This window comes from Streptomyces sp. NPDC005435, assembly GCF_040703155.1.
In the GTDB taxonomy this organism is placed as follows: Bacteria; Actinomycetota; Actinomycetes; order Streptomycetales; family Streptomycetaceae; genus Streptomyces.
On record NZ_JBEXEQ010000002.1, the window covers coordinates 25876 to 42191 of the forward strand.

The 16316-nt window shown below is 72.8% G+C and carries 17 protein-coding genes; 8 read left to right on the plus strand and 9 right to left on the minus strand.

Going from position 1 to position 16316, the window contains the following annotated elements:
- Window positions 1-120: 120 nt before the first annotated feature.
- On the plus strand, window positions 121-1698 hold the full coding sequence (locus tag AB0898_RS03170) for an ABC transporter ATP-binding protein (RefSeq protein WP_366801079.1): 1578 nt from the start codon (window positions 121-123) through the stop codon (window positions 1696-1698).
- Complete coding sequence (locus tag AB0898_RS03175; RefSeq protein ID WP_366801080.1) at window positions 1695-3440, plus strand: ABC transporter ATP-binding protein; 1746 nt, start codon at window positions 1695-1697, stop codon at window positions 3438-3440. The genes AB0898_RS03170 and AB0898_RS03175 overlap by 4 nt, the downstream gene beginning before the upstream one ends.
- An 88-nt stretch (window positions 3441-3528) precedes the next feature.
- On the opposite strand, the gene AB0898_RS03180 is transcribed toward AB0898_RS03175, so the two are convergent.
- The 4 genes from AB0898_RS03180 to AB0898_RS03195 form a co-directional block, all read right to left on the minus strand.
- Complete coding sequence (locus AB0898_RS03180) at window positions 3529-4401, minus strand: alpha/beta hydrolase (RefSeq protein WP_366801081.1); 873 nt, start codon at window positions 4399-4401, stop codon at window positions 3529-3531.
- Window positions 4398-5222 carry a class I SAM-dependent methyltransferase gene (locus AB0898_RS03185; RefSeq protein WP_366801082.1) on the minus strand — a complete coding sequence of 275 codons (825 nt, stop codon included), beginning with the start codon at window positions 5220-5222 and terminating at the stop codon, window positions 4398-4400. The genes AB0898_RS03180 and AB0898_RS03185 overlap by 4 nt, the downstream gene beginning before the upstream one ends.
- Window positions 5223-5822: 600 nt before the next feature.
- Complete coding sequence (locus tag AB0898_RS03190) at window positions 5823-6164, minus strand: hypothetical protein (protein WP_366801083.1); 342 nt, start codon at window positions 6162-6164, stop codon at window positions 5823-5825.
- A 4-nt stretch (window positions 6165-6168) separates the two neighbouring features.
- Window positions 6169-6360 (minus strand): hypothetical protein, encoded by a 192-nt coding sequence (locus AB0898_RS03195; protein WP_366801084.1) that lies wholly within the window; start codon window positions 6358-6360, stop codon window positions 6169-6171.
- Between the two features lie 1042 nt (window positions 6361-7402).
- Between AB0898_RS03195 and AB0898_RS03200 the strand changes: the two genes are divergently transcribed.
- Window positions 7403-7744 (plus strand): MerR family transcriptional regulator, encoded by a 342-nt coding sequence (locus tag AB0898_RS03200; RefSeq protein WP_366801085.1) that lies wholly within the window; start codon window positions 7403-7405, stop codon window positions 7742-7744.
- A gap of 18 nt (window positions 7745-7762) precedes the next feature.
- On the opposite strand, the gene AB0898_RS03205 is transcribed toward AB0898_RS03200, so the two are convergent.
- The 4 genes from AB0898_RS03205 to AB0898_RS03220 form a co-directional block, all read right to left on the minus strand.
- Window positions 7763-8080 (minus strand): SCO5918 family protein, encoded by a 318-nt coding sequence (locus AB0898_RS03205; RefSeq protein ID WP_366801086.1) that lies wholly within the window; start codon window positions 8078-8080, stop codon window positions 7763-7765.
- 50 nt (window positions 8081-8130) lie between these two features.
- On the minus strand, window positions 8131-8445 hold the full coding sequence (locus AB0898_RS03210; protein WP_366801087.1) for a CBS domain-containing protein: 315 nt from the start codon (window positions 8443-8445) through the stop codon (window positions 8131-8133).
- A gap of 46 nt (window positions 8446-8491) precedes the next feature.
- On the minus strand, window positions 8492-9979 hold the full coding sequence (locus tag AB0898_RS03215) for a DEAD/DEAH box helicase (RefSeq protein WP_366801088.1): 1488 nt from the start codon (window positions 9977-9979) through the stop codon (window positions 8492-8494).
- A 178-nt stretch (window positions 9980-10157) separates the two neighbouring features.
- Window positions 10158-10361 (minus strand): cold-shock protein, encoded by a 204-nt coding sequence (locus AB0898_RS03220; RefSeq protein ID WP_366801089.1) that lies wholly within the window; start codon window positions 10359-10361, stop codon window positions 10158-10160.
- A gap of 521 nt (window positions 10362-10882) precedes the next feature.
- On the opposite strand from AB0898_RS03220, the gene AB0898_RS03225 reads away from it, so the two are divergent.
- Window positions 10883-11659 carry a hypothetical protein gene (locus AB0898_RS03225; protein WP_366801090.1) on the plus strand — a complete coding sequence of 259 codons (777 nt, stop codon included), beginning with the start codon at window positions 10883-10885 and terminating at the stop codon, window positions 11657-11659.
- Between the two features lie 684 nt (window positions 11660-12343).
- Here AB0898_RS03225 and AB0898_RS03230 read toward each other — a convergent pair.
- Window positions 12344-13567, minus strand: coding sequence for a serpin family protein (locus AB0898_RS03230; RefSeq protein WP_366801091.1), 1224 nt, complete (start codon window positions 13565-13567; stop codon window positions 12344-12346).
- 379 nt (window positions 13568-13946) lie between these two features.
- Between AB0898_RS03230 and AB0898_RS03235 the strand changes: the two genes are divergently transcribed.
- From AB0898_RS03235 to AB0898_RS03250, 4 genes are all read left to right on the plus strand, one after another.
- On the plus strand, window positions 13947-14699 hold the full coding sequence (locus tag AB0898_RS03235; protein ID WP_366801092.1) for a GntR family transcriptional regulator: 753 nt from the start codon (window positions 13947-13949) through the stop codon (window positions 14697-14699).
- Between the two features lie 338 nt (window positions 14700-15037).
- Entirely contained in the window at window positions 15038-15229 is a 192-nt protein-coding gene (locus AB0898_RS03240) for an SPOR domain-containing protein (protein ID WP_366801093.1), read from the plus strand.
- A gap of 19 nt (window positions 15230-15248) precedes the next feature.
- Entirely contained in the window at window positions 15249-15683 is a 435-nt protein-coding gene (locus AB0898_RS03245) for a (deoxy)nucleoside triphosphate pyrophosphohydrolase (protein ID WP_366801094.1), read from the plus strand.
- A 155-nt stretch (window positions 15684-15838) separates the two neighbouring features.
- Entirely contained in the window at window positions 15839-16237 is a 399-nt protein-coding gene (locus tag AB0898_RS03250) for an ATP-binding protein (protein WP_366801095.1), read from the plus strand.
- Window positions 16238-16316: the final 79 nt, after the last annotated feature.

The window sequence follows — 16316 nt, forward strand, 5'->3', positions numbered from 1 at the left end:
CTGGGGCGAGGACCTCTGACCCGCCGACTGCCCGTGCTGCTGCAGGCGCCCCCCGAACCGGTCGAGGCTCCTCCGTTCGAAGCCGGGGCGGGTGTCACACCAGGCCGGTTCCTGCTGCGCGTGATCTTCTCTGTGAAGCGGGTCACCGTTCCGGCGATGCTGCTCGCGGTCGTGTGGCAGGTGGGCGAGTCGGCGGTCCCCGTGGTGATGGGTGTGGCCATCGACCGGGCGCTGGCGACCGGGAACGCTGGGCAGCTGGTGCTGTGGCTCGGCGTGCTGACGGCCCTGTACGGCGCGTTGACGGTGGCGGCGAAGTCGGCGAACCGGCTGACCTCGTATGCGGTGCAGCTGGTGCAGCACCGGCTCCGGAGCACCCTCTCGACCTCCGTTCTGCATCCGGTCGGCGGTGCCACCCGGGCTCCGGACGGCAGCGTCGTCTCGGTGATGACCAGCGACGTCGGCCGCCTGGCCAACGCGGTGCTCCTGGTGATCCTGCCGGTTTCGAGGATCGCGGCCATCGGCTTCATCGCCGTGTCGCTGCTGGCGACGCACTGGCTGCTCGGGCTTGTGGTGCTGCTCGGAGCGCCTGTCGCGGTGTGGCTGATGGGCGTGCTCAGCGAGCGGCTCTCCCGGGACACCCGCGCGTACCAGGGGCTCCTGGCCTCCACCGTCGGGCGGGCCACGGATCTGGTCGCCGGCTACCGGGTGGTCAAGGGGATACGCGCCGAGGCCGAGGCGACCAGGAGGTATCGGCAGGCGAGCCAGGAGACCCTCGTCGGGGCCAAGCGCAACGCCGGGCTGCTGGGGAGGTTCCTCGCGGGCTCGGGTGCGGTCAGCGGCACGTTCGTCGCCGCGGTGATGGGGCTGGCGGGCTGGTTCGCCGTGGACGGGCGGCTGAGCATCGGCGAGCTGATCGCCGCCGTCGGCCTCACCCAGGCGCTGCTGCCGCAGATCCAGTCGATAGCGAGCGCCTCCATCCCCAACCTCGCCGGAGCCCGCGCCGCGTCCGCGCGCGTCATCGACGTGCTGCGCGGCAACGGCGGCGGGAGCCCCGGGCAGGACGACGGGACAGGGGCCGAGGTCGCGCCGCTGCCGGTAGTGGAGGTGTCCGTGTCAGGTGCGACGATCCGGGTGGACCCCGGAGAACTCGTGGGAGTGCGCGCCGACGACCGGACCGCCGCCCGCATCGCCGGAGCGCTGCTGGACCCGCGGGAAGGCGGCGAGGTGGAGGCGCGGCTCGACGGACTCCCGGCGCGGAAGCTGACCGCGCAGGAGTACCGCTCCCGGGTCACGGTCGCCCCGCACCGGGCCACACTGTTCAGCGGAACGATCCGCGACAACCTCACCGCCGGCGCACCCGAGCTGGTCGATGCCGCGGTGCGAGCTGCGGCGTGCGACGACTTCGCCGCTGATCTCGACCTCCCGGTCGGCGAGGACGGCAACCGCCTCTCCGGCGGCCAACGCCAGCGGATCGCGCTCGCCCGCGCACTGGCGAGCGATGCGCCGGTGCTCGTGCTGCACGATCCGACCACGGCGGTGGACCCGGTCACCGAGCAAGCGATCGCGGTGCGTCTGCGCGGCGTCCGCGCGGGCCGTTCCACGCTGCTGATCGCCTCGTCCCCGGCACTGCTCGGGTGCTGCGACCGCGTCGTCGACCTGTTCGAGGACGCACTCCCGCACGGAAGGACGATGGTATGAGCGTGGCATCCGCTACGACCGGGCACGCGCTGCCCGTCGCGGGCGGCCGGGCGACGGCCAGAGAGGTCCTGCGGCTCAGCCGCGGACACCGGCTCCGGCTCGCCGCCGTCGGCGTGGTCGGGATCGTCAGCACAGCTGTCGACCTGATACCGCCGGTGGCGATCGGGTACCTCGTCGACCGGGTGCGGGCGGGCACCGCGGATCTCGGCACCGTGCTGGCGGTCCCGGCCGTCATGGCGCTCTCGGGCGTCCTCGGTGCCGCAGGCACCGCGGTGGCGATCGTGCTCGCCACCCGGATCTACCACACCGTCCTGGCCGTGCTGCGCGAGCGGCTGGTGAGCCGTGCCATGCTGCTTCCGCAGCACCTCGTCGAGCGCGCCGGGACCGGTGACCTGATATCCCGCTCCAGCGACGACGTCACCGCCGTCGCCGATGCCGCCCCCGCGGTGATCCCCGCGCTCACCGTCACCGCGTTCACCATCGTCGTGTCGCTGGGCGGGCTCGCGGCGCTGGAGTGGCCCTATGCGGCCGCGTTCGCCGTCGTGCTGCCCGTCTACGCACTCGCCATGCGGTGGTACCTGCGCACCGGGCCTCCGGTGTACCGGGCCGAGCGTGCGGCGATGAGCGCGCGTGCCCAGCAGATCCTCGAGTCCCAGCGCGGCTATGCCACCGTCCTCGGCTTCGGGCTCGCCGAGCGACGTCATCGCGCCGTGATGACGGACTCCTGGGGCGTCGCGCTGCAGTCGATGCGGGCACGCACCGTGCAGAGCATGCTCAACGCCCGGCTCAACCTCGGCGAATGCCTGAGCCTGGCCGCCGTGCTCGTGGTGGGATTCGTCCTTGTCGACCGAGGATCCTCAACCGTCGGCGGCGCCACCACCGCCATGCTGCTCGTGCTGCGCCTGCTGGGGCCGGTCAACCAGCTCCTGTTCGTCATCGACACCCTCCAGTCGGCTCTCGCCTCGCTGAGCCGCATGATCGGCGTCGTCACGATCCCGACGGCGGACGCGGCCGACGCGTCGACGACGCCGACGGACATGGCCACCGCCGTTCGGCTCCGTGACGTCGCGTTCCGCTACGCCGACGGTCCACTGGTGCTCGACGACGTCGGCCTCGACATCCCGGCTGGTCAGCACCTTGCGATCGTCGGCCCGTCGGGGGCAGGGAAGACCACGCTCGCCGCCGTGATCGCCGGCGTTCACCGGCCTGACGCCGGGACAGTGACCCGTCCCTGCCGCACCGCGGTGATCACCCAGGAAGTACACGTGTTCGCCGGGACACTGCGAGAGAACCTCACACTCGCCGCCCCCGACGCCACGGACCGCGAAATCCGCGCCGCGCTCGAAACCACCGGCGCGGCCGATCTGCTGGCGGACGCCCTCGACACGGTGGTCGGCACCGGCGGACATCCGCTCACCGAGGCACAGGCGCAACAGATCGCCCTCACCCGGCTGCTCCTCGCCGGCCCCGAGCTGGCGATCCTCGACGAAGCCACCGCCGAGGCCGGTTCCGCCCACGCCGAGCGGCTCGATCGCGCCTCGGAAGCGGTCCTCGCCGGCCGGACCGGCATCGTGATCGCTCACCGGCTCTCCCAAGCCGCTCCGTGCGACCGGATCGTGGTCATGGAAGCCGGCCGCGTCATCGAGACCGGCACCCATGACGAACTCCTCGCCGCCGGCGGCACGTACGCCCGGCTGTGGGCGGTGTGGCAGGCCGGGCAACACATCAGTGCGGACAGGTGAGGGTGGCGCCGGACCGTCTTCGGGCGACGGAGCGGCCACGATGCGCGCCGGCTGGGCGGAGTCCGATCCGGGCCACGCACGTCGGACCTCAGCCGGGCAGCAGGGCCACGATCTCGCGGACGACGACCTCGGGTTCGGTCAGGGGCACGTAGTGGCCCGACCTTCCCGCGATCACGTGCCTGCCTTTCGGCCCCTGGCCGGCCCGATGGGCATGGGAGGCGTTCGCCGCGGCGCGCACGGCGCTGTCCATGCCGTCTCCGGGGAGGCCGCCGGAGATCACGGTGACCGGGATGTCACCGGTGTCCGGCGGTGTCCGGCGCCACGTGGCGAGCTCGTCCAGGTAGGTACGGGCCTGGCGACGCTGGGTGCGAAGCACCCCCGTGGTGAAGCCCTCACGGGCCATGTCCTGGCGAGCGTCCTCGGGAAGCAGTGCGAGTTGGCGCCGGAACAGCGGACGCAGCAGCCCGAGGGCGGCGAGGGTGCGGCCGAGGCTGAGGGCGGTACGTTCCATCCGCCGGAACCGGCTGCCGAACAGTACGTCGGCGGCTTCGTCGGTGGGGTCCACCAGGACCAGACCGGCGATCCGTCCGGGCCCGTGTGCGGCGGCGAGCCGGACCAGCGGGCCTCCCGCGCTGTGCCCGACGAGGACGAAGGGGCCAGGGCCGAAGTGGTCGAGCAGCGCGCCGAGGTCGTCGGCCATCCGGATCAGAGTCCGGCCGGCCGGGTCGGGGGCGCTGCGGCCGAGGCCGGATCGGTCGTAGACGACGGCCCGGGCGTGCGGTGCGACGGCCGTCTGCACCAGGGCCCACGAGGACCTGCCCGCACCGGCCCCGGCCTCGAACACGACGGTCGGTCCGTCCGGCCGCGCTCCGGGCAGGACCATCGCGTAGAGCAGCCGTCCGTCCGGCAGGGGCACCCACTCGGGGGTGCCCTGGACGTGCGCTCCGCGGACGGGGGTCACCGGCCTGCCCCCAGGGTGAAGAGGTTCATCCGGTACGAGTTGACGGCGGGCGGGACCAGGCGCGCCAGCAGGGGCATGCCGTAACGGTGGCGCCATGGCCAGGTACGGGCCACGTCCGGCTGCGGTGTGGCGAATGTCCTGCTCTCACGCAGCCGCAGCCCCCAGTCCTCCAGGGTTTTCGGGTCGTCGCAGGTCCAGGTCATCCGCGCGTCGACGACCTTGAACACCGGGTTGCGGTCCTGGTTGCGCATCATGGGGCCGCCGCCGGTGTCGAAGCTCAGGCCGGCCCCGGGGAAGCGGTCCCTCAGAGCCCGTACGACGGAGCGGACCTGTTCCTCCTCGAAGTAGAGGAGCACGGCCTCGCCGACGAAGAAGTACGGCCCGCCGGTCCGCGCGACCTGCTCGAACCAGTCGGTGTCCAGTACCGAGGCCGCGAGGGTCGTGGTCCGCTCGGAGTCGGTGAAGAACCGCCGCCGCAACTGGACGGTGTCCGGCAGATCGAGGTCGAACCAGCGCGCCCGTCCGTTGTCGAGGCGGTGCGAACGGGTGCTGAGCCCTGCGCCGAGTTCGATCACGGTGCCGTCGGGGTGTTCGGCGAGGAACCGTCTGACCCACCCGTCGAAGATCGCGCTGCGCAGTACGGAGCCGCCGAGGGAAGGGCCGCGGAACTTGGCGAAGTCGTAGTCGATCCTCTCGACCATGCCGCATGCCCTGTCGTCCCTCAGGATCGGGTGGCGGACCCGCGCGTCGAGCGCGCGCCCGTACAGGGGAATGAGCAGTGTCTCCTGCACAGTGCCCAGCCGCACGCTCTCCTTGGCCACACGATCACCATCCGGGCTAAGTTAGGGTTACCTAAGTAAAGCTAGGGCCGGGGAAGCGCCGAGGTCAAGCGTTCTTGATCTGTACGAGGACGGGTGCCGGGGGCCCCGGACACAGGCCGCGCAGAGCGAACTGTCCGGTGACGCACCGGAGCCCTGCGCGTCGAACGGCAGCGCCGTATGAAGGAGCCCGCGGCCAGTCCCTGGTGCTCCGCCGGATGATGCGGGCGTTGATCGTCGTCCGGCACGCACGGTACGTAGTCCGGGGCCGTGCGTGCCGCCACCGTCAGCAGGCGGGTGGCGGCCTCCTCCTCGGAGAGGGGGACGAGCCCGAGGGCGTGAAGCAGGCGGTCGCGCTCGGTCTCGAAGTCCGGGTGCCCGGTCCGGACGTCCGAGGCGAGGTCGGCGCCGATCAGCGTGGCCTGGCCCTCGGAATCGGCGTAGAGCACGGGCCGTTCCTCGTCCCCGCCTTCCCCGCAGAGGAAGTACGTACCGCCGGCGCCGCATCCGGCTGTCGGGCGCAGCGGTCCGCCGGACGGGAGTACGAGATCCTCGACGGGGACCCGGCGGTCCATGTCGAAGTCACCCGGCCAGGCAACGGCATCAGCCAGTGCCGGGTCCTGACGCGGACATGGACGGGAAGGTGACAGCGCCCTCGGACAGTGGGGCCGACATCAAAGCCTCGTCCACCCGCTGGCGAAAACGCAGCGGAGGTCGGTCCAGCGGTGCTGGTCGGCGGTGCTGGTCGCCGGGGTGGACCAGGGCTTTGACCCACTGGTCCCAGAGGCCGTCGGGCCGGGTGAAGCGGGCGGTGTGCCGCCGTCGGGGGGCCAGGAAGCGGCCGCCGTTCAGTACGAGGTGGCGCGGGAGGTCCGCGTACATCCGCGTCACACAGCGCTCGACCACATGGCCGTAGCCGGTCTCCTCGGGGTGCCGGGGCGGCATGAGGTCACCCTTCCGGGTGCAGGTCGGTGCGGTCGATCCAGGTGGGGGCGACGAAGACGCCGGCGACGGGAGCCTCGGTTGCTTCCAGGAGCGACCAGGCGCGGGCCTCTTCGACCAGGTGCTCCCAGGGTGCGGTCCAGTGGGGGTCCCAGTCCAGGGCGGTGCCGGAGACGCCGTGCGTGCCGCTCGCGTCCACCCGCCAGAACGGGGAGCAGAGGATTAGTCGGGAGTGGTCGGCCAGGTCGTCGATGATCTCGGTGAAGTGCGCCGAGGGCCGGCCGGGGGCGTCGTCCGGGGCGTCGGCTCGCAGGCGTGCGGTGCGGGGCGGGACGACGGGGTCGCGTGCGCCGAGTTCGGTCAGGGACCCGCGGATGCCGCCGGGTTCGCTCCAGTCCGGTGGCGTCCCCCGCTCCAGGCAGGCGCGATGGGCGCGCCGCAGGGGCTCGACCGTGCCGTCGATCCTCAGGTTCCCCCAGCGCCATGGGCGCCCATTCGCGGACGGTGGGGTGGTCGCTGTCCAGCAGCCCGACGAGGGCGGGCCCGCAACGGGGAGCGCCCACCTCCTCGAAGACCTCGATGGCGGTGAGCAGGCCGAAACTGTCGAGGGCGGGGAGGCCGTCGATGACGGTGGGGATGGCGGCGGAGCCGATCGAGATCAGTTCCGCGCGGGCGTCGTATAAGGGTCCGGTCGAGTTGTCGGACGAGCCGTTCGAGGGAGACCCGGTTCGCCCCGCCGGCCATGGTGGGTCACCTGAACTGGACGGCGTCGTCCTCCCGGAAGCAGACGGGACAGGGGTGGCGGTCACTCAACCGTGCAGTCTCGTCGCAGGTCCGGCCGGTGCGCCATGAATTTCCCCGCACGTGGGGGCACGCACCGCGTCCTCGGTCGCGCGGCGGCAGAATCCCGGCGCCTGCAGATGGAGTAAATCTATAGCGGCGGGAGTAGACATTGGCGTGCGGCGGGGCTAGCGTCGTACTCGTACCCCAGAAGTCGCACGACGAGGTAAGGAGCGGAACGCCATCAGGATCGCCCGGGCGGGTATCGCCCGGGTACCGCAGGCCCCGATTGGAAGGTGGTCCCCGGTCACGCATCCGCGATCCCCGCAGTCCGGCCCCATACGGCGGAACCTGCGGACACAGAAGATCGGCGAAATCAGCCGGTAGATGGTGTGATAGCTCGGGGCCCGGGCGCCACATGGCGCTCGGGCCCCCCGACGCGTCCCCGGAAGAAGAGGTCTATGCCCCCTCGCAGTACCCGTCCCCTCGTCCCCCTCGATGACGACGACTACCCCGCCTACACCATGGGCCGGGCCGCCGAGATGCTCGGCGCCACCCCCGCCTTCCTCCGCGCGCTGGGCGAGCACCGGCTGATCACCCCGCTGCGCTCCGAGGGCGGTCATCGCCGCTACTCGCGCTATCAGCTGCGCATCGCCGCCCGCGCGCGTGAACTCGTCGACCAGGGCACGCCCATAGAGGCCGCCTGTCGCATCATCATCCTGGAAGACCAGCTGGAAGAGGCGCAGCGCATCAACGAGGAGCTGCGCGCCCAGCACGCCGGCGGGCCGAACCCGTCGGCGTGAGGCCCCGGGCCGCTGGGGTCATTCCGACCACTGAGGGGTGCCGAGGGCGGCGGAGGCCTGCTGGTACGGGTCGGCCGCCGGCGCGGGTACGGCCTCGGTCTCGGCGCGGGTGCCGCAGGTGAAGCCGAGCTGGGTCATGGCCCGCACGACCTCGGCGGCGCTGAAATCGCGGCGGTCCTGACGGGTGACGACCTGGCCGACCTGCTTGGCGGGGTAGTGGCGCCGTCCGACGATCACGAACTCGGCGGTGATCTCCTCGGGCTTGACGCCCTTCATGGATTCCAGCACGCCGTTCTTGGTCAGGTCGAACGGGAAACGGGCGATGACACAGCGCATGATGGCCTCACAGGGGGAGGAGAGAACGGATCCAGGCGGGTGAGTGCGGTTCAGCGGGAGTGGGCGAGGGCGCCCGATGTGTTGCCGTGTACCTCGGCGATGTCGCGCAGACGGACGTGGTCCGTGTAGCCCGAGCCGTCGCGGACGGCGGTGAGCAGGTCCAGAGTAACCAGGCCGGTGCGTCGGCCGTCCTCGTCACAGATGACCAGGCGCCCCGTACGGGCGGCGGCCATGACGGACAGCGCCACCTCGACGGTCATCGCGCCCCAGACCTGCGGCCCGGCCGCGTCCGAGGCGTCTACCGCCGCCGCCCTGCGGGCGAGGCCCGGGTTCGTCGCGCGGGGGTGCGTCTGGATCAGCGTCAAGAGGTGCCTCCTGCAGTGATGGGTCAGCTTCCTGAGCACGGAACTCCTAGGCCGCGGCGTCGATGACAGGCTGCCGGACGGCTGCGCGCCGGCTTGCCGGGATCGCCGTGGCCGCCGCACTCGCCGTGGCCGCCGGACTCGCCGTGGTCGTCCGACGCGCCGACGAGGGGCGGCGCCGGCCGCGTGAAGCGGTGCCGCGCTTCTTGCGGGGTTCGGGCACCGGCGCGGTGATGACGACCGGGATGCCGGACGGGGCCTGGGCGCCCGTGATGCGGTGCAGGGCCTCTTCGCCGGAGCGGACCTGGGTGTTCTGCGGGACGATCCCGGCCGCCGCCATGAGGCGGCTCATGCCGCGGCGCTGGCTCGGGGTGACCAGGGTGACGACCCTGCCGGACCGCCCGGCACGGGCCGTACGGCCACCGCGGTGGAGGTAGTCCTTGTGGTCGGTCGGCGGGTCGACGTTGACGACGAGGTCGAGGTCGTCGACGTGGATGCCGCGCGCCGCGACGTTGGTCGCCACCAGTACGCCGACATGCCCGGACTTGAACTGCGCCAGCGTGCGGGTGCGCTGGGGCTGCGACTTGCCGCCGTGCAGGGCGGCGGCCCGTACCCCGCTGCTCAGGAGGTGCTCGGTGAGGCGGTCGACGGCGTGCTTGGTGTCGAGGAACATGATCAGGCGGCCGTCACGTGCTGCGATCTCGGTGGTGGCCGCGTGTTTGTCGGCGCCGTGGACGTGGAGCACATGGTGCTCCATCGTCGTGACCGCGCCGGCCGACGGGTCGACGGAGTGCACGACGGGGTCGCTGAGGTAGCGGCGCACGAGCAGATCGACGTTGCGGTCGAGGGTGGCGGAGAACAGCATCCGCTGACCTTCTGGGCGGACCTGGTCGAGCAACGCGGTGACCTGGGGCATGAAACCCATGTCGGCCATCTGGTCGGCCTCGTCGAGCACGGTCACGGCGACCTGGTCCAGCCGGCAGGCACCGCGGTCGATGAGGTCCTTGAGGCGGCCGGGGGTGGCGACGACGATCTCCACGCCGCCGCGCAGCGCACCGGCCTGCCTGCCGATGGGCATGCCGCCCACGACTGTGGCGAGGCGCAGCCTCACCGCGCGGGCGAACGGGGTGAGCGCGTCGGTGACCTGCTGGGCCAGTTCGCGCGTCGGTACGAGGACCAGCCCCAGCGGCTGTCCGGGCTCGGCGCGCTGCCCGGCGGTGCGGGCCAGCAGGGCGAGCCCGAAGGCGAGGGTCTTGCCGGAGCCGGTGCGTCCGCGGCCCAGTACGTCACGGCCCGCCAGGGAGTTCGGCAGGGTCGCGGCCTGGATCGGGAACGGGACGGTCACGCCCTGCGAGCCGAGCGTGGACAGAAGTTCCCTCGGCATGTCGAGACCGGCGAAGTTTTCCACGGGCGGAAGCGCGGGAGTCATTGTCCTGGGGAGCGCGAATTCACCCTGCGGGGCGGAACGGCGGCTGCGGCCACCGGAAGCTCCGTTATAGGGGCGGGCGGCGCGGCTGTTCGTTCGTGTGCGGTTCATGCGGAACCTTCCTTGATGCGGCGCATATCAAGGAATTCCGGCAGCGCTGAGCGGCACAGGGAATTGCGAGAAACGGCCGAATGGAACGCGAGAGTGAAATCCGCGGTGCGGGACGTATGCAGCTGGGGCCCGCACCCCGAAGGATGCGGGCCCCAGCTGCACGTGCGTGTCGGCCGCGTCAGACGAGGACGATGTTCTCGGCCGTCGGGCCCTTCTGGCCCTGCGCGACGTCGAAGCTCACCTTCTGGCCCTCGAGCAGCTCGCGGAAGCCCTGGGCGGAGATGTTCGAGTAGTGGGCGAACACGTCGGCGCCGCCACCGTCCTGCGCGATGAAGCCGAAACCCTTTTCCGCGTTGAACCACTTCACGGTGCCAGTAGCCATGTCATTCTCCTTCGGGGTATCGCCGGTGTCCGCACCGTGCGGACGCCGTGTCGCCGCGATGATTACCCCGACCGGAAAAGACCGGAATCGCTTTTGGGAACCACAACTGCAACTGAGATCGACAGTAGCACGTCGTAGCGGCCCGTGTGCGGTGAATAATTGCCCTCGGTTCACTGGGGTAATAAATCTGCGTGCGGGCCTTGTTGAACCCTCATCCCGCGAACACAGATATTGTGCGGGGAATCGGTGGGTACTCGGGTCGCGCCGGATCCATGGACATGGAGTTCTGACGCGGGAGCGCTTCGTGCCGGCGGAGCGGGCGGCCGGAGCGGTGGTGGCCGGCGCACGCGCGCGGCCGGGATGATCCGCCCGTAACCCTTGACCGTCAAGGGGCGGCGCACTGCGACAAGCCGGGTCCGTCTCGGCCGGACGGTCGCTCGTGCGGCACGCGGGGCGCAGGGGCGTTGTCAGGGGTGACTGCCAGACTGGGCAGGTCACTTCACCGGACGGGGGGCGGTTCCGTGAGTCATCGGTACGGCGGTGTGGGCGTGGCGGTCGTCTGGCTGGTCGGTGCGGTCGTGGGGCTCGCGCTGCTCACCGTCGTCAGCCTTGAACTGCCCCGCGCCGTCGAGAGCGAGCGCGCGTTCAAGGAGGCGGTGCCCTGCCGGTCCGTGCCGGAGGCGGACGCCGACTGTCTGTGGCGGCAGCCGTTCACCGTGTCCGGCATCCACCTCTGGTCGGGCAGGCGCGGTGACGACATCCACGCCACCCTCACCTCGGAGAGCGGCACCGCGTGGCGGACCGGGTTCCGCGAGGACGGGCCGGTGCTGTCCGCGCTCGGCGACGGCGACCGGGTCACCGGTACGGTCTGGCGGGGCCGGCTGGTGCGGATAGCCGCCAAGGGGGACGTGCAGGTCACCGAGGCGAGCCCGGACGCGCTGCCCGAGGACCACGTCGCCATGATCCTCGTCTGCGGGCCGTCCTGTCTGCTGCTCGCGGTGGCCTGTGCCTGGCGGCTGCGGCGGCCGGGGGAGCGCGCGTGGCGGCGCGGACCGAAGCTGACGGCCGCCCTGGCCGGCGCCCTCGCCGTCGCGGGGGTGATCGCGGCCGTCGTCACGAGCGGGTTCGCTCTGCCGCTGTGGGCGATGCCCGCGACCTGGCTCGCCCCGGCCACGCTCGCGACCACCCTGGCGATCGCCGTCGGCCGGCAGACGCCGGGGGAGCGGCGGGCGCGGGAGGAGCGGCGGGGGACGGCGGATCAGCGGGCCGTCGACGGCGACGGGCCGGTGTCGGCATGACGACGCGGGCCGGTGTGGGTACGGCGGCGGCAGACCACTCTCGGCGCGGCGGCAGTCCGTCGCCGGCGCACCATCAGCGCGCCGTCGGCCGGCGGGCGCCGGAGGGGCGGCGGGGGGCGGTGGATCGGCGGGCCGCTGACGGCGACGGGCCGGTGTCGGCATGACGGCGCGGGCCGGTGTGGGTACGGCGGCGGCAGGCCGCTTTCGGCGCGGCGGCAGTCCGTCGTCGGCACACCATCAGCGCGCCGTCGGCCGGCGGGCGCCGGAGGGGCCGCGGGGGCTGGTGGACCGGCGGGCCGCCGACGGCGACGGGTCGTTGTCGGCATGACGGCGCGGGCCGGTGTGGGTACGGCGGCGGCAGGCCGCTCTCGGTGCGGCGGCAGTCCGTCGTCGGCACACCATCAGCGCGCCGTCGGCCGGCGGGCGCCGGAGGGGCCGCGGGGGCTGGTGGACCGGCGGGCCGCCGACGGCGACGGGCCGGTGTCGGCATGACAGCACGGGCCGGTGTCGGTCATGACGGCGCAGGCCACTCTCGGCGCGGCGGCAGCCCGTCGTCGGCATGACGGCAGCGGGCCGGTGTCGGTGCGGCAGCGGCAGGCCGCTCTCGGCACCACGGCGCGACAGCAGCCCGTCGCTGGCACGCCCCCAACCCGCCGCCCCAACAACCCCGCCCCCGACCCGAGTTCACCTGCCCTGATACGGCACCGGTTCCGTCACCCAGCCCGCTGTCAGGATCAGCCGGCTTTCGCGGTGGGTGGCGAGGAAGGCGAAGGGGCGGTCGAAGGTGGCGCGGACCACCGTCGTCTCGTAGCGGTGATCCGGCAGGCCGCCCGGCGTCGCCACGACCGCCGTCACCGCGCCCGCGCGGAAGCCGAGCGCGCCGAACTGGGCCACGGCCGACTGGCGGGCCGCGCCGATGGCGAGGGGGGCGTCGCTGACGCCGGGGAAGTGGGAGCCGGGGGTCAGCACCGCCGTGCTGAGCCCGAACAGGGCCGCGAGGTCGAGGAGGTCGTGGTCGGTGCGTACCTCGTACGCCACCGTCCGCACGTCCAGGGCGATCGGCTCGGGCTCCGTCGCGGGCTGTGTCTCGACGTGCAGCCCCGGACCGACGTGCCCGAAGGGCAGCGCGCCGCCCGCCGTCACCGCGACCGTGCGCTCCACCACGCCGACGCCCGCAGCGAGGACCTGGCCCGGCGTCATGCGCTCCTCGCCGAGCACCAGATGGACGTCGATGCCGTTGTCCCCGGGCACGGTCAGCGTGGTGACGAAGCCCTCCGGCGCGCCCGCGACGCCCACCCGGTCGGGGCGCACGCTCCGGCGGTGCAGCCCGCGCAGTCTGCGGCCCTGCCAGGGGCCGGACTCCGGGGCGAGCACCGTCTCGGTGAACGGCTGCCGCCAGGTCGTCCGCAGCGCGAGCGCGCTCGCCAGGATCAGCCGCGCGTCACGGGTCAGCGTCACCGGCATCCGCTCGACCAGGCCGCCGGTCCGCTCGGCCGCCCACGCGTCCAGCCGCTCCCGCGCCGTGATCAGGTCGTCCCCGAACACCCCGTGGCCGCCCGCCGGCAGGCCGCCGCGCCACTCCTCGCGGAACCGCAGGCTCTGGTGCGCCCACAGGCCGACCGCCGCGTCCAGGCCGGAGACGGAGTCCAGCGCGGCCAGCAGTCCCCGCGCGGCCGCCGCCGCGTGCTCGGCGGGCACCCCGAGGGCCTGGGCCAGCTCGGCCCGCGCCGGGCCGCCCGCGCCGTCCGCGAGGAAGCCCAGCAGGGGCCACACGCCGGCCGCCGAGAACACCGTGCCGTCCGCCGGGGCCTGGCGGGCCCATCTCGCGGTCAGCCCGTTCACCGCGCGCACCGTGTCGCTCCCGGTCCAGGAGCCCACGCCGGTGCCCCCCACTGCCGTTCCGCTCACTGCCGTGCCCCCACTCCGCCCCTGCAGGTCAGGGTCCTCGCCGTCGCGTTCCGGGACGGTCCGCCCCAGGAGCACCGTACCTGTCCGGTCTGTGCACCGGACCGGAGTCCGGTACAACCGCTCGTGCCCGCCCGGACACCCGCCGTGCACACCCGCCGTGCGCGTCGAGCGCGCCCCGCGCGAGGGCCGGGTACGGCTCCGCAGGTGTGATCGGCGCCGGAGCGGGGAGTGATAGCGGGGGCCCTGGCGGCAAAGCCCCTGGGTGTGGCTCTCCCGGATGCCATGTCATCACTTCGAGTGATTCTCTGGCCTTTGCTTGCACCGCACAACCCAGGGTTGCCAGGCTGTCGCTGTCTGTACAACCTGATAGGAGCGGCCAGTGACTTTCGGTGAACAGCCGGCGTATCTGCGCGTCGCGGGAGATCTCCGCAAGAAGATCGTCGACGGTTCACTGCCGCCCCACACCCGCCTCCCGTCCCAGGCCCGCATCCGCGAGGAGTACGGCGTCTCGGACACGGTCGCCCTTGAGGCCCGCAAGGTGCTCATGGCCGAGGGGCTGGTCGAGGGGCGCTCCGGGTCGGGCACGTATGTGCGCGAGCGGCCGGTGCCCCGGCGTGTGTCCCGCTCCGGATACCGCCCGGCGGGCGGCGCCACACCCTTCCGGCAGGAGCAGGCCGACGCCGCCGCGCGCGGCACCTGGGAGTCCAGCAGCGAGCAGGCCGAGGCCGACGCCGTCGTCGCCGAGCGGCTCGGCATCCCGTGCGGCGAGCGGGTCATGCGCACCAAGTACCTGTTCCGGGAGGCGGGGGAGCCGATGATGCTCTCCACCTCCTGGGAGCCGCTCGCCGTCACCGGCCGGACCCCGGTGATGCTGCCCGAAGAGGGCCCGCTCGGCGGGATGGGCGTGGTCGAGCGGATGCGCGCCATCGACGTCATCGTGGACAACGTCACCGAGGAGGTCGGCGCCCGCCCCGGCCTCGCCGAGGAGCTGCAGCTGCTCGGCGGCGTGCCCGGCCATGTGGTCCTCGTCGTGCAGCGGACGTACTACGCCTCGGGGCGCCCGGTGGAGACCGCCGACGTGGTGATTCCGGCCGATCGGTACCAGGTCGCGTACCACCTGCCAGTGAGGTAGCGCACACTCCACGCGCCCCCCGGGGGCCGGTCCGCGTCGGCCGGCCCCTCGTCATGTGCCCTCGTGTGCGCCGCCGTCCGGCCGTTTTCCCAGGTGATCGAAGGTCTGTTCGCCTGCCCTCTGTATCGCGGCACCTCCGCGCCGGCCGGGCGCGTTCGCCCGTGTGCGCCCCCCTGCGTTCTGGCCGGTTGCGTACCTCTTCGTGAAAAGCCGTATTCGCAGGGTGAAGGTTGGGCGTACGCTCGGGCATATGCGTATTGCGGTTTCCTTAGGCGGGGTGCGTCGGGAGCCCGGGACCGGAAGCGGGTGGGGCGGTGCGAAGGGGAGCGGTGGGGGCGATGAATGAAGGTGCGATCGTCCTGCCCTGGATCGTGATACGGCAGGACGACAACGGCAACACCTACCGGGTCGGCCGGTACGCCACACGGGCCGAGGCCGAGCGGATCGCCGACAGCCTCGACGGGCACGGGCACAAGCAGCTCTACTGGGTCGAGCACATCGAGCGCAACGGCGAGTCCACGCGGAACTGACTCCCGTAGGCTCCACTTCATGAACGCACGGATCGTGGTGGGCGCCGCCCTGCTCGACGGCGGGCGGCTGCTCGCCGCACGCCGTAGCGCGCCCCCGGAGCTGGCCGGGCGCTGGGAGCTGCCCGGCGGCAAGGTCGAACCCGGCGAGCGGCCCGACGAGGCGCTCGTACGCGAACTGCGCGAGGAACTCGGCGTCGACGCCGACGCGGTCGAACGCGTCCCGGGGCAATGGCCCCTGAAACCCCCTTATGTCCTGCACGTGTGGACCGCGCGGCTGCGTCCCGGCTCCGCGCCCCCGCGCGCCCTCCAGGACCACGACGAACTGCGCTGGCTCACCCCCGGCCGGCTCTGGGAGGTGCCCTGGCTGGATCAGGACGTCCCGGCGGTCCGCGAACTCGCCGCCCGGCTCGGCGCTCCGGCCGCGCACGGAAGCACGGCACCCGCGGACGGCTGAGGGGGAGCGGCGCGCGGGCGTGCGCCCCGTACGGGATACGCCGTTCGTGCCACAGTGCGCCCGCTCTCGCGGTACCACCCCCCGGAATCCGGGTATATCGCCCTTAACCCCATGAAAACGGGCATGGGTGGGCTCGCCGGCCTGGGAAGTGATCCGTGAACGACACCGGAGGCGACCGCGCCGAGTGGACGTTCGCCGCGGAGCCGGGCGCGGTGCGCGCCGCCCGTGCCGCCGTCCGCGGCCAGTTGCGCCACTGGGACCTGGACAGTCTCGCCGAACTGACGGCCCTGCTGGTCAGCGAGCTGGTGACCAACTCCCTGCGGCACGCCACCGGCCCCATCGGCGTCCGGCTGGTGCGCCCCGCCGGGCTCGACGGCTCCCTCCTGGTCGAGGTCTCCGACCCGCTGCCCGACCCGCCGCGCGAGCGGATCGCCCGCCCCGAGGACGAGAGCGGCCGCGGGCTGCAACTGGTCGCGGGCGCCTCGCACCGCTGGGGCACCCGCCCCGGTGAGACCGGCAAGACCGTCTGGTTCGAACTCACGGTGCCGGGGTGAACCGGGAGCGCGCCCGGCCGTGCGCCGGTGGCGCCGCACACCCCGCCGAGGACGCGTGCCCGCGTGGGTGATTCGAGGA

What these genes read in the sequence shown, in the direction of transcription:
- AB0898_RS03175 (WP_366801080.1), top strand. Translation starts at nt 1,695, where the DNA reads ATGAGCGTGGCATCCGCTACGACCGGGCACGCGCTGCCCGTCGCGGGC.
- AB0898_RS03190 (WP_366801083.1), bottom strand. Translation starts at nt 6,164, where the DNA reads ATGCCGCCCCGGCACCCCGAGGAGACCGGCTACGGCCATGTGGTCGAG.
- AB0898_RS03200 (WP_366801085.1), top strand. Translation starts at nt 7,403, where the DNA reads ATGCCCCCTCGCAGTACCCGTCCCCTCGTCCCCCTCGATGACGACGAC.
- AB0898_RS03205 (WP_366801086.1), bottom strand. Translation starts at nt 8,080, where the DNA reads ATGCGCTGTGTCATCGCCCGTTTCCCGTTCGACCTGACCAAGAACGGC.
- AB0898_RS03215 (WP_366801088.1), bottom strand. Translation starts at nt 9,979, where the DNA reads ATGAACCGCACACGAACGAACAGCCGCGCCGCCCGCCCCTATAACGGA.
- AB0898_RS03220 (WP_366801089.1), bottom strand. Translation starts at nt 10,361, where the DNA reads ATGGCTACTGGCACCGTGAAGTGGTTCAACGCGGAAAAGGGTTTCGGC.
- AB0898_RS03240 (WP_366801093.1), top strand. Translation starts at nt 15,038, where the DNA reads ATGAATGAAGGTGCGATCGTCCTGCCCTGGATCGTGATACGGCAGGAC.
- AB0898_RS03245 (WP_366801094.1), top strand. Translation starts at nt 15,249, where the DNA reads ATGAACGCACGGATCGTGGTGGGCGCCGCCCTGCTCGACGGCGGGCGG.